Here is a 16,490-nt window from a genome sequence, read left to right on the forward strand (position 1 = left end):
CCTCTCCCAATGGGAGAGGGGCTCCAATCGATAGGTGATCCGATGAAACTGTGTGGCTTCGAAGTCGGCCTGGACCAGCCGCTGTTCCTGATCGCAGGCCCGTGCGTGATCGAGTCGATGCAGCTGCAGCTGGACGTAGCCGGCAAGCTCAAGGAGATCACCGGCAGGCTGGGGATCAACTTCATCTTCAAGTCGAGCTTCGACAAGGCCAACCGTACTTCCGGCACCAGCTTCCGCGGCCCCGGCCTGGAAGAGGGGCTCAAGGTGCTGGAGGCGGTGAAGAAGCAGATCGGCGTGCCGGTGCTGACCGACGTGCACGAGTACACGCCGATGCACGAGGTGGCGGCGGTGGTGGACGTGCTGCAGACGCCGGCGTTCCTGGTGCGGCAGACCGACTTCATCAAGAACGTCTGCGCCGCCGGCAAGCCGGTCAACATCAAGAAGGGCCAGTTCCTGTCGCCGTGGGACATGAAGCCGGTGGTGGACAAGGCCAAGTCCACCGGCAACGAGCAGATCATGGTCTGCGAGCGCGGCGCCAGCTTCGGCTACAACAACCTGGTCAGCGACATGCGCTCGCTGAGCGTGATGCGCGAGACCGGCTGCCCGGTGGTGTTCGATGCCACCCATTCGGTGCAGTTGCCGGGCGGGCAGGGCAGCACCTCCGGCGGCCAGCGCGAGTTCGTGCCGGTGCTGGCGCGCGCAGCGGTGGCGGTGGGCGTGTCCGGCGTGTTCGCCGAGACCCACCCCGATCCGTCCAAGGCGCTGTCCGATGGCCCCAATGCCTGGCCGCTGGACAAGATGGAGGCGCTGCTGGAGACGCTGATGGCGCTGGACGCGATCACCAAGCGCAGCGGCTTCCTGGAGCACGGGCTGGGCTGATGCGGCGACGGTGCGGGTGCGCCGGCCCCTGGACGCACCCGTCTCTCGCACAGCGCTCGCGCTGTTCGGGCCCGTGCGCGGCGCGCGGTTCATTTGGCAAGCAGCGGCGCTGCGGCCATAATCCGACGGTTTCCGGTGTCCCCCTCCTTTCCTGGTAACCGACTGGACTTATGACCACTATCGCCAAGATCCACGCCCGCGAGATTCTCGATTCCCGCGGCAACCCCACGCTCGAAGCGGAAGTCGCGCTGGCCGACGGCTCGCTGGGCCGCGCCGCGGTGCCGTCGGGCGCTTCCACCGGCACCAAGGAAGCGGTCGAGCTGCGCGATGGCGACAAGACCCGCTACCTGGGCAAGGGCGTGCGCAAGGCGGTGGAGAACGTCAACACCACGATCGCCAGTGCGCTGCAGGGTTTCGATGGTGCCGACCAGCAGGGCCTTGACCGGCGCCTGATCGACCTGGACGGCACCGAGAACAAGGGCCGCCTCGGCGCCAACGCGCTGCTCGGCGTGTCGCTGGCCAACGCGCATGCGGTCGCCGCCTCGCGCAAGCAGGCGCTGTGGCAGTACCTGGCCGGCGCCAACACCGCCAACGTGGCGCTGCCGGTGCCGATGATGAACATCATCAACGGCGGCGCGCATGCCGACAACAACGTCGACTTCCAGGAATTCATGGTGCTGCCGGTCGGCGCCGCCTCGTTCTCCGAAGCGCTGCGCGCCGGCACCGAGATCTTCCACGCGCTCAAGGCGGTGCTGAAGGGCCATGGCCTGTCCACTGCGGTCGGCGACGAGGGCGGCTTCGCGCCGGACTTCCGCAGCAACGTGGAAGCGCTGGACACCATCCTCGAGGCGATCGGCAAGGCCGGCTACACCGCCGGCGAAGACGTGCTGCTGGGCCTGGACGTGGCCTCCAGCGAGTTCTACGACAACGGCAAGTACCACCTGGTGGGCGAGGGCAAGCGCCTGACCAGCGAGCAGTTCGTCGACTTCCTCGCCGACTGGGCCGCGCAGTACCCGATCATCAGCATCGAGGACGGCCTGGCCGAGGACGACTGGGCCGGCTGGAAGCTGTTGACCGATCGCCTCGGCAGCAAGGTGCAACTGGTCGGCGACGACCTGTTCGTGACCAACCCGAAGATCTTCAGGCAGGGCATCGAGTCCGGCACCGCCAACGCGATCCTGATCAAGGTCAACCAGATCGGCACCCTGACCGAGACCCTGGAAGCGATCGCGATGGCCGACACCGCCGGCTACGCGGCGATCGTCTCGCACCGTTCCGGCGAGACCGAGGACACCACCATCGCCGACATCGCCGTGGCCACCACCGCCACCCAGATCAAGACCGGCTCGCTGTGCCGCAGCGACCGCGTGGCCAAGTACAACCAGCTGCTGCGGATCGAGGAAGCGCTGGGCAGCGGCGCGCGCTACGCGGGGCGCGACGCATTCGTCTCGCTCAAGCGGTAAGCCGTGCGCAACTGGCGCTGGCTGCTGCTGGTGCTGGCGGGACTGCTGGCGTGGCTGCAGTACCGTTTCTGGCTCGGTCCGGGCAATTCCGGCGAGGTACTGGTGCTCGAGAGCCAGGTCGAGCACCAGAAGCGCGATAACGAAGGCCTGCAGCAACGCAATGCCGCGCTCGCCGCCGAGGTCAAGGACCTCAAGGACGGCGAGGCGGCGATCGAGGAGCGCGCGCGCAGCGAACTGGGCATGATCAAGCCGGGCGAGAAGTTCTATCGCGTCGTCGAGGACGCGCCGGTGCCGGTCGCGCCGGCCGCCGACGGCACCCCGGCGCAGGCGCCGGCCGCGCCGAGCGAGCAACCCTGATGGCCACGGTCTGGGCCGTGGTGCCGGCCGCCGGCCGCGGCACCCGTTTCGGCAGTCCCGTGCCTAAGCAGTATCTGCAGGCCGGCGGGCAGCCGTTGATCGCGCATGCGCTGCAGGCCCTGCTGGCGCATCCAGCGGTGGCCGGGGCGATGGTCGCGCTCGGCACCGACGATGCCGATTGGCCGGGCTGGAACGAACTGGACGGCAAGCCGGTGCTGACCTGCGTCGGCGGCGCCAGCCGTGCCGGCTCGGTGCTGGCCGCGTTGCAGGCCTTGCCGGACTCGGTCAAGGCGGACGATTTCGTGCTGGTGCACGATGCGGCGCGCCCGAACCTGGCGCTGGCGGACCTGGACCGGCTGCTGGAAACCGGGCGCGGCGATCCGGTCGGCGCGATCCTGGCCGCACCGGTGCGCGACACGCTCAAGCGCGCCGGCGACGACGGCGGCATCGACGCCACCGAGCCGCGCGAGCGCCTGTGGCGCGCGCTGACCCCGCAGTTGTTCCGGCGCCTGCAGCTGACCAGGGCGCTGGAACAGGCCGCGGCCGCCGGTGTCGAGGTCACCGACGATGCGATGGCGATGGAGTTGCTGGGCCTGCGGCCGCTGCTGGTCGAGGGCGCCGAGGACAACTTCAAGGTGACCACCCCGGCCGACCTGGTGCGCTTCGAGTTCGAACTGTTCCTGCGCGCGCGGCAGCCGTGACGCGGCCGCGCCGCGCTGCGGCGTCGCGCCGCCGATGCCTTCCTTTTTTCCTTTTGCGATCCTGCGATGCCCATGCCTGACTTTCCTCCCTTCCGTATCGGCCAGGGCTATGACGTGCACGCCTTCGGCGACGGCGACCACGTGATGCTCGGCGGCGTGCGCGTGCCGCACACGCGCGGCGTGCTGGCGCACAGCGACGGCGACGTGGTGATCCACGCGCTGTGCGACGCGCTGCTCGGCGCACTGGCGCTGGGCGACATCGGCCAGCATTTCCCGCCCTCGGATGCGCGCTGGAAAGGCGCCGACAGCGCGCAGTTCCTGAGCCATTGCGAACAACTGTTGCGCGAGCGCGGCTGGCAGCTCGGCAACGCCGACGTCACCGTGATCTGCGAGCGGCCCAAGGTCGGCCCGCATGCGCTGGCGATGCGCGAACGCCTGGCCGCGCTGCTGCAGGTCGGCGTCGAGCGCGTCAGCGTCAAGGCCACCACCAGCGAGCAGTTGGGGTTTACTGGCCGCGGCGAAGGCATCGCGGCGCAGGCGGCGGTGTTGCTGGTGGCGCTGTGAGCGACTTGCCGCGCGCGTTCGGCGCCGCGCCGTTGCAGGCGCGCATGCGCAGCGTGGCCGAGGATTTCCAGGTCGACGAAATGCCCGCGTTCGAGCCGAGCGGCGAGGGCGAACATTTGTTGCTGACCGTGCGCAAGCGCGGCATGAACACCGCATTCGCCGCACGCCGCCTGGCGCAATGGGCAGGTGTGACGGAGATGGCGATCGGCTATGCGGGCATGAAGGACCGCCACGCGGTCACCACCCAGCGCTTCTCGGTGCACCTGCCCAAGCGGGTGGCGCCGGCGCTGGAGGCGCTGCACAGCGAGGACCTGCAGGTCGTGCAGTCGCAGTGGCACAACCGCAAGCTGCCGCGCGGCGCGCTGGCCGGCAACGGGTTCGTGCTGGTGTTGCGCGAGGTGCGCGGCGAGCGCGCCGCGATCGAGGCGCGGCTGGCGCAGATCGCCGCGCGCGGCATTCCCAACTGGTTCGGCGAACAGCGCTTCGGCCGCGACGGCGGCAACGTCGGCAACGCGCTGGCGATGTTCGGCGGGCGCCGGGTGCGGCGCGAGCAGCGCTCGCTGCTGTTGTCGGCGGCGCGCTCGGAACTGTTCAACCGGGTCCTGGCCGCGCGCGTGGCGGCGGGCAACTGGGACGGCGCGCTGGATGGCGAGGTGTGGCTGCTCGACGGCAGCCGCAGCGTGTTCGGCCCGGAACCCTGGTCCGACCTGCTGGCCGAGCGGCTGCAGCGTTTCGACATCCATCCTTCGGCGCCGTTGTGGGGCGCGGGCGAGTTGCGCAGCGCCGACGCGGCGCGCGCGCTGGAACTGGCCGCGCTCGAGGATGCGACGTCCGTGCGCTTGCGCGAAGGCCTGGAGCGCGAAGGCCTGAAACAGGAACGGCGCGCCACCCGCTTGCGCGCGGCCGCGCTGCAGTGGCGCTGGCTGGACGCGCACGACGACGCGCTGGAACTGCGTTTCGCGCTGCCGCCGGGCAGCTATGCCACCGCGCTGCTGCACGAGCTGGGCGAGGTCGTCGATGCCGGACAGGGCGCGCAGGCCGAGCCGGCGGCGCAGGAGTGAGCGGCGCGGCGTCAGCGCCGCGCCAGCAACACCAGCATCGCCCCGGTACCGCCTTGCGTGGGCGGCGCCGAATGGAACGCCAGCACGTCGTTGCGCTGCCGCAGCAGGCGATCGACCAGATTCTTCAGCATCGGGATGCCGCCGGACTGCAGGCCCTTGCCGTGCACGATGCGCACGCAGCCGAACTCGTGCGCATGCGCCTCGGCGATGAACTGCCGCAGCAGCGCCTCGGCCTGCGCCGCGTTGGCGCCATGCAGGTCCAGTTCGTCCTGGGCGGAGAACTGGCCGCGGCGCAGGCGCTGGAACACCCGCGCCGGCACGTTCTCGCGGCGGTAGCTGGCCACGTCGCCGGCCTCCAGCGGCGCGCTGTCGCGCAACAGGCGCTGGAATTCGCTCTGCGCCTCGGCGTCGTCGCGCTCGGCCATGCGCGCGCGCGGCTTCGGCCGCGGCTTGGCATTGGCCGGCGGCGTCGCGTTGAGCGGCGTGACCGCGCCGATCGCCGCGCGAAACAGGGCGGCGGGATCTTCGTCTTCGGGATGCGACATGGCGCACAGCGTAACCCGCCGGTCACGCGGCGCAAGCAGTGCGAGCGTGCATGAGGGCGGAAGGCGAGGGACGCATCCGGTATCATGGCCGGGTTATCCGAGGAGTCCCATGCGCGTATTAGTGAGCAACGACGACGGCGTCGACGCCCCCGGCATCAAGATGCTGGCCGAGCAACTGCGCGGCGCGGGCCACGAAGTGACCGTGGTCGCACCCGATCGCGATCGTTCCGGCGCCAGCAACTCGCTGACCCTGGATCTGCCGATCCGGATCAAGCGCATCGACCCGCACACCTGCAGCGTCGCCGGTACGCCGACCGATTGCGTGCACCTGGCGCTCACCGGCATGCTCGACGACGAACCGGACATGGTGGTCTCGGGGATCAACAACTCGGCCAACCTGGGCGACGACGTGATCTATTCGGGCACCGTCTCGGCGGCGATGGAAGGCCGCTTCCTGGGCCTGCCCGCGCTGGCGATGTCGCTGGTCACCCACAACCACGAACCCAAGCACTTCCAGACCGCCGCGCGCGCCGCGGTCGAGATCGTGGCGCGGCTGAAGGCCGATCCGCTGCCGGCGGACACCATCCTCAACGTCAACGTGCCGGACCTGCCGTGGGGCGAGATCAAGGGCTTTGAGGTCACCCGGCTCGGCAACCGCCACCGCTCCGAACCGTGCCTGCCGCAGCCCGACCCGCGCGGCGGCACCGTGTACTGGATCGGCCCGGCCGGCCGCGAGCAGGACGCCGGCCCGGGCACCGATTTCCACGCGGTGCGCACCGGCTTCATCTCGATCACCCCGATCCAGGTCGACCTGACCCGCTACCAGGCGCTGGAGACGGTGGCCAGCTGGGTCGGCGGCCTCACCGCCGCGCTGGACAACCCGGCATGACCCCGCGGCTGCGCCTGCAACCGGAAGCGATCGGCATCGGCATGACCTCGCAGCGCGTGCGCGACCGCCTGGTCGAACGCCTGCGCGAGTCCGGCATTCGCGACGAGGCCGTGCTCAACGCGGTGCGCACGGTGCCGCGGCACCTGTTCATCGACGAAGCGCTGGCCTCGCGTGCCTACGAGGACACCGCGCTGCCGATCGGCCATGGCCAGACCATCTCGCAGCCGTGGGTGGTGGCGCGGATGACCGAGACCGTGCTCGAGGCGGCGCCGAAGAAGGTGCTGGAAGTGGGCACCGGCTCCGGCTACCAGGCCGCGATCCTGGCCGCGCTGGGGCTGGAGGTCTATACCGTGGAGCGCATCGGCGACCTGCTGCGGCAGGCGCGCAAGCGCTTGCGCCAGCTCGGCATGAACGTGCGCAGCAAGCACGACGACGGCCGCATCGGCTGGGCCGAGCACGGCCCCTACGATGCGATCGTGGTCACCGCCGCGGCGCCGGCGCTGGTCGATGCGCTGGTCGAGCAACTGGCGCCGGGCGGCTGCCTGGTGGCGCCGGTCGGCGGTCCCTCGTCGCAATCGCTGGTGCGCTTGCGCCGCGATGCCGAAGGCCGCATCGAACAGGACATTCTGGCGCCGGTGACCTTCGTCCCGCTGCTGTCGGGCATGCTGGATTGAGTCACCCTGGATTGAATCACCGGAGCTGGGTTGCATGAAGATATTCGGGCCGTTGTACGAACGTGCCATCGCCTGGTCGCGCCATCGCCGCGCGCCGACGTTCCTGACCGGGCTCAGCTTCGCCGAGGCGATCGTGTTCCCGGTGCCGCCGGAGGTGATGCTGGCGCCGATGTCGCTGGCGCAACCGCGGCGCGCGCTGTGGTTCGCCACGCTGAGCCTGATGGGCTCGCTGGCCGGTGCGCTGGTCGGCTACATGCTCGGCCATTTCGCCTTCGCCGCGGTGCAGCCGCTGATCGAATGGCTGGGCTGGACGCAGAAGATCGATGCGCAGGTGACTCATCTGCGCGAGGTGGTCGCCGAGTCGCCATGGCGTGCGTTCTGGCTGCTGGTGCTGGCCGGTTTCACCCCGATCCCGCTGAAGATATTTACCTGGGCCTCAGGCATCGTGGGAATCCCGCTGCTACCGTTCCTGGCGAGCATGCTGGTCGGCCGCGGCAAGCGCGTGTACCTGGTGGCCGGCGCGATCCGCCTGGGCGGGCCGCGTGCGGAAGCCGCGTTGCGGCGCTGGATCGAACCGCTCGGTTGGGTCGCGATGGCGATCCTGGCGCTGCTGGTGGTGTGGGTCATATGGAGAGCGAAGTACGGATGAGCGTCGATCGGGTGGTGCGCAACGGCCTGCGTTGCAGCGTGTGGTTGCTGGTGGCGGCAGGGATGGGCGCGTGCAGCAGCGCCACCGTCGTGCGGACGTCCGGAGCGCCCGGCAAGCCCGGCACGTCGGCGCCGCGTCCGTCCGTGCCCAAGCCCGGGGTCAGTGCGACCGTGCGCCGTGGCGACACGCTGTATGCGATCGCCCGCGTCAACAACATCAATCCGCAGGACCTGGCCGCCTGGAACCGGTTGCCGCCGCCGTACACGATCTATCCCGGGCAGTCGCTGAAGCTGTACCCGCCGGGTGGCGGCAGTGGCGGCGGCACGGTCGTCGCGCGGCCGGGTAGCGCTCCGGTCGCGCCGCCGGGTTCTGCGGGAACGGCCGCGCGGCCGCCGGTCGCTGCGCCGACGCCGGTGAGCAGCGGCTTCAGCTGGCGCTGGCCTGCCGACGGCGCGGTGGTCAGCCGCTTTGTGGTCGGCGAGACTACCAAGCAGGGCGTGGACATCGCCGGCAGCAGCGGCCAGGCGGTGCGTGCCGCCGCCGATGGCGTGGTGGTCTATTCGGGCGCCGGCCTGGTCGGCTACGGCGAACTGATCATCATCAAGCACAACGAGCAATGGCTGTCGGCCTACGGCCACAACCGCAAGCGCCTGGTCAACGAAGGCCAGAACGTGAAGGCCGGCGAGCAGATCGCCGAGATGGGGCGCAGCGGCGCCGCGCGCGACATGCTGCACTTCGAGATCCGCTACAACGGCAAGCCGGTCGACCCGCTGCTGTACCTGCCCAGCAAATAACCGGCACGTCATCGATCGGGCGGATCCCCGGCCCGGCGCAGCGCGCCGGGCGCTCAGCGGCGCGCGGTCCGGTGGACCGCAAGCGGCGCCGCTTCGCCCACTACAACGGCAAGTCCGTCGACCCGCCGCTGTACTTGCCCAGCAAGTAATCGGTACGTCGGCCCTCGGGGGGATCCCCGGCCCGGCGCAGCGCGCCGGGCGCTTAGCGGCGCGCGGTCAGGTGGACCTCAGGCGGCGCCTCCTCGTCCGCTACAACGGCCAAGCCGGTCGATCACGCTGCTGTATTTGCTGAGCAAGCAAGCGGCGGATCGGCGATGGGGCGTATTCCGGCGCAGCGCGCCAGTGGATCGGACGGCGAAACGCGGTCCGCGCAGACAGCGGCGGTGCCGCCGCTCAGCCTTCGAGCAGGAACCCGACCGCCACGCGCCGGCCTTCGGCGGCCAGTACGTTGTAGGTGCGCGCCGCCGCGGCGTTGTTCATCACTTCGATGCCGATGCCGCGGGTCAGGAACAGCGCCAGCGCGGCGGCAGAGGGGAAGACCTGGCGTTCGCCGGTGCCCAGGATCACCAGGGCCGGGTTCATTTCCAGCAAGGGCTGCAGGTGCTGTGGCTGCAGCTCGGTTGCGACCGGTGCGTCCCACGCCTCGACCAAGGCATCCGGGGCGAGAATGAAGCTGCGGGTGAGCAGGCGGTCGTTCACCTTGGCCTGGCGGCCATCGGCCATGCGCAGGGTGTAGGCGTAATCGGGCAGGTCCTGGGTCAGCTGCATGAGGGCACCGGGAAGCGGGTCAGCCGCGCGGCAGCACGATCTGGCGGTCTTCCTTGGCCGGGCGATACAGGATCGCGGTGTGGCCGATGCGCTGCACCAGCACGCTGTGCGATTGCTCGACCAGGCTGGCGATGCTCGCGTCGCGGGCCTCGCGGTCGTCGCCGCCGACCTTCACCTTGACCAGTTCGTGGCGCTCCAGCACCTCGTCCAGTTCGGCCAGGAAGGCCGGCGTGACGCCCTTGCCGCCGATCTGCAACAGGGGTTTGAGGTCGTGCGCCAGGCCGCGCAGGAAGCGGTTCTGGGACGGAGTCAGGCTGATCGACATGCAGGCGGGAACGGGGTTGCCAAGGGCGATCAGGGTATCATGGCCGCCCACCACGACCGCGATCCCATGGCAACCCGCAGCAAAAGCAGCCAACGCTGGCTCCGCGAACATTTCGCCGACCCCTTCGTGAAGAAGGCCCAGGCCGAAGGCATGCGTTCGCGTGCCGCCTACAAGCTGGAAGAGCTGCTGCAGCGCGACAAGCTGCTCAAGCCGGACATGCTGGTGGTCGATCTTGGCGCCGCGCCGGGCGGCTGGTCGCAGCAGGTGCGCAAGTCGCTGGGCGAGCGCGGCCGGGTGCTGGCGCTGGACATCCTGGAGATGCCGCCGCTGGCCGGCGTGGAGTTCCTTCACGGCGACTTCAGGGAAGACGCGGTGCTATCGCAGTTCGAGGAAATGCTGGGCGGCAACCCGGTAGACCTTGTGCTGTCGGATATGGCCCCCAATAAAAGCGGCATGGATGCGGTCGACCAGCCGCGGATGATGCATCTGGCCGAATTGGCGATGGCGTTCGCCGATACCCACCTCAAGCCGGGCGGGGCGTTCCTGATCAAGCTGTTCCAGGGCGTCGGGTCCGACGACTACATCCGCGAGATGCGCCGCCGTTACGAGAAGGTGTCCATCCGCAAACCGGCGGCATCGCGCAAGCGCTCGCCGGAGGTCTATGTCCTCGGACAGGGCAAGCGTGCCCAGATCAAGTAAGCTGAACCCGTCGCATCACGCATCGAGAAAGAGTTGAAGGGACACCGGAGCCAATGAGGATGAACGACTTGACCAAGAATCTGTTGCTGTGGGTAGTCGTCGCCGTCGTGCTGATGGTGGTGTTCCAGAGCTTCTCGCCACGGCTGGCCGGCGGTCCCGGCAACGACACCGTGACCTATACCCAGTTCCTGAAGGAAGTGGACGGCGGGCGGGTGAAGTCGGTCGACTTCACCGACGACACCGGGCTGTCGGTGACCGCGATCCGCTTCAAGCGCAGCGACGGCAGCGAAAGCACGGTCTACGGGCCGCGCGACGACAAGCTGGTCGACGTGCTGTACAGCAAGAACGTGGAGATGACCCGGCAGAAACCGGCCAACGGCCCGAGCTTCTGGTCGCTGGTGCTGAACTTCCTGCCGGTCATCCTGATCATCGGCTTCTGGCTGTTCATCATGCGCCAGATGCAGGGTGGCGGCGGCGGCGCCAAGGGCGCGATGTCGTTCGGCAAGTCGCGCGCCAAGCTGCAGGGCGAGGACCAGATCAAGATCACCTTCGCCGACGTCGCCGGCTGCGACGAGGCCAAGGAGGAAGTCAGCGAGCTGGTCGACTTCCTGCGCGATCCGACCAAGTTCACCAAGCTCGGCGGCAAGATCCCGCGCGGCGTGCTGATGGTCGGCCCGCCCGGCACCGGCAAGACGCTGCTGGCCAAGGCCATCGCCGGCGAGGCCAAGGTGCCGTTCTTCAGCATTTCCGGTTCCGACTTCGTCGAGATGTTCGTCGGCGTCGGCGCCAGCCGCGTGCGCGACATGTTCGAGCAGGCCAAGAAGCACGCGCCGTGCATCATCTTCATCGACGAAATCGATGCGGTCGGCCGTCATCGCGGCGCCGGCCTGGGCGGCGGCCACGACGAGCGCGAGCAGACCCTGAACCAGTTGCTGGTGGAGATGGACGGGTTCGAGGGCGGCGAAGGCGTGATCGTGATCGCCGCGACCAACCGTCCGGACGTGCTCGACCCGGCGCTGCTGCGCCCGGGCCGCTTCGACCGCCAGGTGGTGGTGGGCCTGCCGGACGTGCGTGGCCGCGAGCAGATCCTGAAGGTGCACATGCGCAAGCTGCCGCTGGCCGACGACGTCGAGCCGATGGTGATCGCGCGCGGCACCCCGGGCTTCTCCGGCGCCGACCTGGCCAACCTGTGCAACGAGGCGGCGCTGTTCGCCGCGCGCGAAACGGTCAAGGAGGTCCGCATGGACCACTTCGACCGCGCCCGCGACAAGATCCTGATGGGGTCCGAGCGCCGTTCGATGGCGATGAGCGAGGAAGAGAAGACGCTCACCGCCTACCACGAGGCCGGCCATGCCATCGTCGGTCGCCTGGTGCCGGAGCACGATCCGGTCTACAAGGTCACCATCATCCCACGCGGGCGTGCGCTGGGCGTGACCATGTACCTGCCGGAAGGCGACAAGTACTCGATCAACCGCGTCGCGATCCAATCGCAGCTGTGCTCGCTGTACGGCGGCCGCGTCGCCGAGGAGCTGATTTTCGGCACCGACAAGGTCACCACCGGCGCCTCCAACGACATCGAGCGCGCGACCAAGATGGCGCGCAACATGGTCACCAAGTGGGGCCTGTCCGACGAGCTGGGGCCGATCGCCTACGGCGAGGAAGACGACGAGGTGTTCCTGGGCCGTTCGGTGACCCAGCACAAGAGCGTGTCCGACGATACCGCGCGCCGCATCGACGAAGTGGTGCGTTCGATCCTCGACAAGGCCTATGCCAAGACCACGCATATCCTGACCGAGAACCTGGACAAGCTGCACGTGATGGCCAAGTTGCTGCTGGAGTACGAAACCATCGACGTGCCGCAGATCGACGCGATCATGGAAGGCCGCGATCCGCCGCCGCCGATGGGCTGGAACAAGTCCGGCAAGGATGGCAAGGACGGCGGCAACGACAAGGGCAGTTCGCGGCCGCTGCCGCCGATCACCGGTCCGGCCGAGCAGCTGTAAGCGCCCGCTCGGGTCGATCAGAAAGCCAGGGAGCGATCCCTGGTTTTTTTGTTGCCTGCGCTTTTGTAGATCCGGCGGTGCAGGGCAGGTCGCCGCAGCGGCGATCGCATCGCTCCGGCCGAGCTTGTGGACGCATCCTGTCGCCGCGTCGTCGTAGGCACTGCGACTGGGCGACAATGGCGCCCCGTCATCACTGTCCGCCGGCCATGCCAACGCCCGCTTGTCCATCGCTGTCGCTGCCTGCGAACGCCGTCGTCGCCACGACGCGCCGCGCCGCTGCACGAAGCGCAACGAAGCCCGTGCGCGGCATCCCCGTCCGGTGCGGCAACCCTCAGGAGCACCGCTGATGTTCGAAACCTCGCCGAGCCTGGATTGCGGCGGACGCCGCCTGTCGCTGGATCGTCCGCGGGTGATGGGCATCGTCAACGTCACCCCCGACTCGTTTTCCGACGGCGGCGCGCACGCGACGATGGAAGCGGCCGTCGCGCACGGTCTGCGCCTGGTGGAGGAGGGCGCCGACCTGCTCGACATCGGCGGCGAATCGACCCGTCCCGGCGCCACCCCGGTCCCGGTGGAAGAGGAATTGCGCCGGGTCATCCCGGTGATCGAGCGGCTGGCGGCGCAGACCACGTTGCCGCTGAGCGTGGACACCTTCAAGCCGGACGTGATGCGCGCGGCGGTCGCCGCCGGCGCCGGCATGATCAACGACATCCAGGCCCTGCGCCGGCCCGGCGCACTGGACGCGGCGGCGGAACTGCGGGTGCCGGTGGTGCTGATGCACATGCCCGACGACGCCTATGCCGCCGGCAGCGCGCCGCACTACGACGACGTGGTCGGCGAGGTGCACCGGTTCCTGGCCGAGCGCCTGTTCGCCGCGGAAATGGCCGGCATCGACAAGCGCCGCCTGCTGGTCGATCCGGGCTTCGGTTTCGGCAAGGGCACCGCCGACAACCTGCAGTTGCTGGCGCAGCTGTCGCGCCTGGTCGAACTCGGCGTGCCGGTGCTGGCCGGGCTGTCGCGCAAGCGCAGCATCGGCGAACTGACCGGGCGCACCGCGCCGGAGCAGCGCGTGGCCGGCTCGGTGGCGGCGCATCTGCTGGCGGCGCAGCGCGGTGCGCTGCTGCTGCGCGTGCACGACGTCGCCGCCACGGTCGACGCGCTGAAGGTCTGGACTGCGCTGGCGGCGGTGCCGCTGCCGCGCAGCGGCGCCGCGCCCGCCGCGCTCCGCTGGCCGGACGAGGACTGATGCCCGCCGACCGGCGCCCGCGCGCCATCGCGCTGATGGGGCCGACCGCCTCGGGCAAGACCGCCGCGGCGATCGCCCTGGCCGAGCGCTACGGCGGCGAGATCGTCAGCGTCGATTCGGCCCTGGTGTACCGCGGCTTGAGCATCGGCGCGGCCAAGCCCGACGCCCGGCAGCTGGCGCGCGTGCCGCACCATCTGCTGGACCTGCGCGATCCGTGGCAACCCTATTCGGCCGCCGAATTCGCGGTGGACGCGCGTGCCGCGCTGGAGGCGATCGTCGCCCGCGGCCGCCTGCCGATCCTGGCCGGCGGCACCGGCCTGTATTTCCAGGCGTTGCTGGAAGGCCTGGCGCCGATGCCGCCGGCCGATCCGCAGCTGCGCGCAGCGCTGGCCGCGCGCGCGCAGGCCGACGGCTGGGCGGCGCTGCACGCGCAACTGCAGCAGGTCGATCCGCTGGCCGCGCGGCGGATCCGGCCCGGCGACGCGCAGCGCATCCAGCGCGCGCTGGAAGTGTTCCAGCTCAGCGGCCGCCCGATCAGCGCATGGCAGGCGCAGCCGGGGCCGCCGCGGCTGCCGTTGCGGGTCCTGAAACTGGTGCTGGCGCCGCCCGACCGCGCGCTGCTGCACCGGCGCATCGCGCTGCGCTTCGACGCGATGCTGGAGCAGGGCTTCCTCGACGAGGTGCGTGCGCTGCGCGCCTTGCCGGCGTTGCGCCAGGTGGCGCGGCCGCTGGAGCTGCCGGCGGTGCGCGCGGTCGGCTACCGCCAGGCCTGGGAACACCTGGACGGGGCCAGCGATGCGGCCACGTTCCGCGATCGCGCGATCTCCGCTACCCGCCAGCTGGCCAAGCGCCAACTGACCTGGCTGCGCGGGGAGCTGGACGCGCGCTGGTTCGACCCCGAATGCGACGGCGCGCGCCTGGATGTCGCAGTGGCGGACTTTCTTGGCTGATTTGGCTACACGCCGCGCTGTGCTGGAGCCCGCGGTTGTGTAACATCGGCGGTCCGGGCCACGGCAGGGGAGCTGCAGTGCCGTCCCGGGCACATAAAAACAATAAACGGGAGTGAAGCATGTCCAAGGGGCAATCCTTACAGGATCCTTTCCTGAACGCGCTGCGTCGCGAACGGGTGCCGGTCTCGGTGTATCTGGTCAACGGCATCAAGCTGCAGGGTACCATCGAGTCCTTCGACCAGTTCGTGGTGCTGTTGCGCAACACCGTGAGCCAGATGGTCTACAAACACGCCATTTCCACCGTGGTGCCGGCGCGCAACGTGCGCGTCGGACCGGGCGGTGGCTATGTGCAGCAGAACGAGGGTGGTAGTGCGGACGATGACGAAGCCGAGTAAGACGCTGGTGAAGACCGGAGCCGCGGGTGTTTGATCGTTCCCGCCGCGGCGAACACGCACTGCTGATCCAGCCCTATGCCGGTGGACCGTTGGAGGACGATGTGCTGGAGGAGTTCGCCGACCTGGCGCGCTCCGCCGGTGCCAGCATCGCCGCCACGCTGACCGCGCGCATCGACAAGCCCAGCCCGTCGACGCTGATCGGCAGCGGCAAGCTGGAAGAGGTCAAGGCCGCGGCCGAGGCCAGCGGCGCCGATCTGATCCTGGTCAACCATGCCCTGAGTCCCGGCCAGGAGCGCAACCTGGAAAAGTACCTGGAGCGGCGCGTGATCGACCGCACCGGGCTGATCCTGGACATCTTCGCGCAACGCGCGCGCAGCCACGAGGGCAAGCTGCAGGTCGAACTGGCGCAGCTGCGCCACATGGCCACGCGGCTGGTGCGCGGTTGGACCCATCTGGAGCGCCAGCGCGGCGGTTCGATCGGCCTGCGCGGTCCTGGCGAAACCCAGCTGGAAACCGACCGCCGGCTGCTGCAGAAGCGGGTCGAGCAGTTGCAGAAGCGGCTGGAAAAGGTCGAGGTGCAACACACCCAGATGCGCCGTGCGCGGGTGCGCAGCGAACTGCCGCGGATCGCGGTGGTCGGCTATACCAATGCCGGCAAGTCGACCCTGTTCAACGCCTTGACCGGGGCCGAGGCCTACGCCGCCGACCAGCTGTTCGCGACCCTGGACCCGACCGTGCGCCGCATCGCGCTGCCGGGCGGCAACGCGATGCTGGCCGATACCGTCGGCTTCGTGCGCAACCTGCCGCACGAACTGGTCGCCGCGTTCCGCTCGACCCTGTCCGAGGCGCGCGAGGCCGATTTCCTGCTGCACGTGGTCGATGCCGCCGATCCGTTGCGCGAAGAGCGCATCGCCCAGGTCGACGAGGTGCTGCACGCGGTCGGCGCCGGCGATCTGCCGCAGTTGCTGGTGTTCAACAAGATCGACCGCATCGAAGGCGCCGACGTGCGCCACGATGCGCAGGACGGTGTGCCGGACGAGGCGCGCCGCGAGCGGGTCTGGATCTCGGCGCGCGACGAACGTGGCCTGGACCTGCTGCAGGGCGTGCTCGGCCAGCGGCTGGGGCTGCAGCACGTGCAGGGCAGCCTGCGCCTGCCGTCCAGCGCCGGGCGCCTGCGCTCGCAACTGCACCAACTGCAGGTGGTCCGCAGCGAGCAGGCCGACGAAGACGGCTGGCTGCTGCAGGTGGACATCCCGATCACTGAGGCCGAGCGCCTGGCCGCCAGCGCCGACGGCGCGCCGATCCGCGCGCTGTTGCCGCCGCGCGAGGAAGAGGAGTGGCAGCAGCGTTAGCCGCAATGCCGGATCGCGCCGCTGCACGCCTCGGCTAGGTGCATTTGGACTCGGCCGTTTGCGGCTTGCGCAAGGTCTGTAGGCGCGGCTTCAGCCGCGACGGGCTCTACCGAGACGGTCCGTCGCGGCTGAAGCCGCTCCTACGGTGGTGTCATTTGAGTCGGCAAGTCGCTCTC

General features: G+C 69.7%; 19 protein-coding genes. 16 read left to right on the forward strand and 3 right to left on the reverse strand.

Annotation, left to right across the window (positions count from 1 at the left end; all coding sequences use genetic code 11):
- The first annotated feature begins 42 nt into the window (after window positions 1-42).
- The 6 genes from kdsA to truD all read left to right on the forward strand — a co-directional run bounded on the left by kdsA (window position 43) and on the right by truD (window position 5,025).
- Complete coding sequence (kdsA, locus tag HDC36_RS02495; RefSeq protein ID WP_047324991.1) at window positions 43-879, forward strand: 3-deoxy-8-phosphooctulonate synthase; 837 nt, start codon at window positions 43-45, stop codon at window positions 877-879.
- Between the two features lie 170 nt (window positions 880-1,049).
- Window positions 1,050-2,342 (forward strand): phosphopyruvate hydratase, encoded by a 1,293-nt coding sequence (eno, locus tag HDC36_RS02500; protein ID WP_179564141.1) that lies wholly within the window; start codon window positions 1,050-1,052, stop codon window positions 2,340-2,342.
- Between the two features lie 3 nt (window positions 2,343-2,345).
- Window positions 2,346-2,699, forward strand: coding sequence for a cell division protein FtsB (ftsB, locus tag HDC36_RS02505; protein WP_145700313.1), 354 nt, complete (start codon window positions 2,346-2,348; stop codon window positions 2,697-2,699).
- Entirely contained in the window at window positions 2,696-3,400 is a 705-nt protein-coding gene (gene ispD, locus HDC36_RS02510; protein ID WP_179565563.1) for a 2-C-methyl-D-erythritol 4-phosphate cytidylyltransferase, read from the forward strand. Before ftsB ends, ispD begins: the two co-directional genes overlap by 4 nt.
- A 72-nt stretch (window positions 3,401-3,472) precedes the next feature.
- A complete protein-coding gene (ispF, locus tag HDC36_RS02515; protein WP_179564142.1) occupies window positions 3,473-3,964 on the forward strand; it encodes a 2-C-methyl-D-erythritol 2,4-cyclodiphosphate synthase in 492 nt (163 codons plus the stop codon).
- Window positions 3,961-5,025, forward strand: coding sequence for a tRNA pseudouridine(13) synthase TruD (gene truD / locus HDC36_RS02520; RefSeq protein WP_179564143.1), 1,065 nt, complete (start codon window positions 3,961-3,963; stop codon window positions 5,023-5,025). Before ispF ends, truD begins: the two co-directional genes overlap by 4 nt.
- An 11-nt stretch (window positions 5,026-5,036) precedes the next feature.
- On the opposite strand, the gene HDC36_RS02525 is transcribed toward truD, so the two are convergent.
- The gene (locus tag HDC36_RS02525) at window positions 5,037-5,570 is read right to left on the reverse strand and encodes a Smr/MutS family protein (RefSeq protein WP_179564145.1); all 534 of its coding nucleotides are present in this window, start codon (window positions 5,568-5,570) and stop codon (window positions 5,037-5,039) included.
- A gap of 109 nt (window positions 5,571-5,679) precedes the next feature.
- Here HDC36_RS02525 and surE point away from each other — a divergent pair, with 109 nt between their 5' ends.
- The 4 genes from surE to HDC36_RS02545 are packed head-to-tail and all read left to right on the forward strand — an operon-like array spanning window position 5,680 to window position 8,576.
- On the forward strand, window positions 5,680-6,459 hold the full coding sequence (gene surE, locus HDC36_RS02530; protein WP_179564147.1) for a 5'/3'-nucleotidase SurE: 780 nt from the start codon (window positions 5,680-5,682) through the stop codon (window positions 6,457-6,459).
- Entirely contained in the window at window positions 6,456-7,133 is a 678-nt protein-coding gene (locus tag HDC36_RS02535; RefSeq protein ID WP_179564149.1) for a protein-L-isoaspartate(D-aspartate) O-methyltransferase, read from the forward strand. The genes surE and HDC36_RS02535 overlap by 4 nt, the downstream gene beginning before the upstream one ends.
- Before the next feature lie 34 nt (window positions 7,134-7,167).
- The gene (locus HDC36_RS02540; protein ID WP_179564151.1) at window positions 7,168-7,782 is read left to right on the forward strand and encodes a YqaA family protein; all 615 of its coding nucleotides are present in this window, start codon (window positions 7,168-7,170) and stop codon (window positions 7,780-7,782) included.
- Entirely contained in the window at window positions 7,761-8,576 is an 816-nt protein-coding gene (locus HDC36_RS02545; RefSeq protein ID WP_179564153.1) for a peptidoglycan DD-metalloendopeptidase family protein, read from the forward strand. Before HDC36_RS02540 ends, HDC36_RS02545 begins: the two co-directional genes overlap by 22 nt.
- A gap of 393 nt (window positions 8,577-8,969) precedes the next feature.
- Here HDC36_RS02545 and HDC36_RS02550 read toward each other — a convergent pair whose 3' ends face one another.
- On the reverse strand, window positions 8,970-9,344 hold the full coding sequence (locus HDC36_RS02550) for an Mth938-like domain-containing protein (protein WP_179564155.1): 375 nt from the start codon (window positions 9,342-9,344) through the stop codon (window positions 8,970-8,972).
- Between the two features lie 19 nt (window positions 9,345-9,363).
- The gene (gene yhbY, locus HDC36_RS02555) at window positions 9,364-9,669 is read right to left on the reverse strand and encodes a ribosome assembly RNA-binding protein YhbY (protein WP_003471333.1); all 306 of its coding nucleotides are present in this window, start codon (window positions 9,667-9,669) and stop codon (window positions 9,364-9,366) included.
- A gap of 66 nt (window positions 9,670-9,735) precedes the next feature.
- Here yhbY and rlmE point away from each other — a divergent pair, with 66 nt between their 5' ends.
- The 6 genes from rlmE to hflX all read left to right on the forward strand — a co-directional run bounded on the left by rlmE (window position 9,736) and on the right by hflX (window position 16,314).
- The gene (rlmE, locus tag HDC36_RS02560; RefSeq protein ID WP_179565565.1) at window positions 9,736-10,368 is read left to right on the forward strand and encodes a 23S rRNA (uridine(2552)-2'-O)-methyltransferase RlmE; all 633 of its coding nucleotides are present in this window, start codon (window positions 9,736-9,738) and stop codon (window positions 10,366-10,368) included.
- Between the two features lie 59 nt (window positions 10,369-10,427).
- Window positions 10,428-12,371: an ATP-dependent zinc metalloprotease FtsH gene (gene ftsH / locus HDC36_RS02565; RefSeq protein WP_179564157.1), complete on the forward strand. Its 1,944-nt coding sequence runs from the start codon at window positions 10,428-10,430 to the stop codon at window positions 12,369-12,371.
- A gap of 346 nt (window positions 12,372-12,717) precedes the next feature.
- Window positions 12,718-13,617 carry a dihydropteroate synthase gene (gene folP, locus HDC36_RS02570; protein WP_179564159.1) on the forward strand — a complete coding sequence of 300 codons (900 nt, stop codon included), beginning with the start codon at window positions 12,718-12,720 and terminating at the stop codon, window positions 13,615-13,617.
- The gene (miaA, locus tag HDC36_RS02575) at window positions 13,617-14,567 is read left to right on the forward strand and encodes a tRNA (adenosine(37)-N6)-dimethylallyltransferase MiaA (RefSeq protein WP_179564161.1); all 951 of its coding nucleotides are present in this window, start codon (window positions 13,617-13,619) and stop codon (window positions 14,565-14,567) included. The genes folP and miaA overlap by 1 nt, the downstream gene beginning before the upstream one ends.
- A gap of 119 nt (window positions 14,568-14,686) precedes the next feature.
- Window positions 14,687-14,962, forward strand: coding sequence for an RNA chaperone Hfq (gene hfq / locus HDC36_RS02580; protein ID WP_003471569.1), 276 nt, complete (start codon window positions 14,687-14,689; stop codon window positions 14,960-14,962).
- 26 nt (window positions 14,963-14,988) lie between these two features.
- Complete coding sequence (hflX, locus tag HDC36_RS02585) at window positions 14,989-16,314, forward strand: ribosome rescue GTPase HflX (protein ID WP_179564163.1); 1,326 nt, start codon at window positions 14,989-14,991, stop codon at window positions 16,312-16,314.
- The last annotated feature ends 176 nt before the right edge of the window (window positions 16,315-16,490 follow it).

This window comes from Xanthomonas sp. JAI131 (genome assembly GCF_013410075.1).
Taxonomy (GTDB): domain Bacteria; phylum Pseudomonadota; class Gammaproteobacteria; order Xanthomonadales; family Xanthomonadaceae; genus Xanthomonas_A; species Xanthomonas_A bonasiae.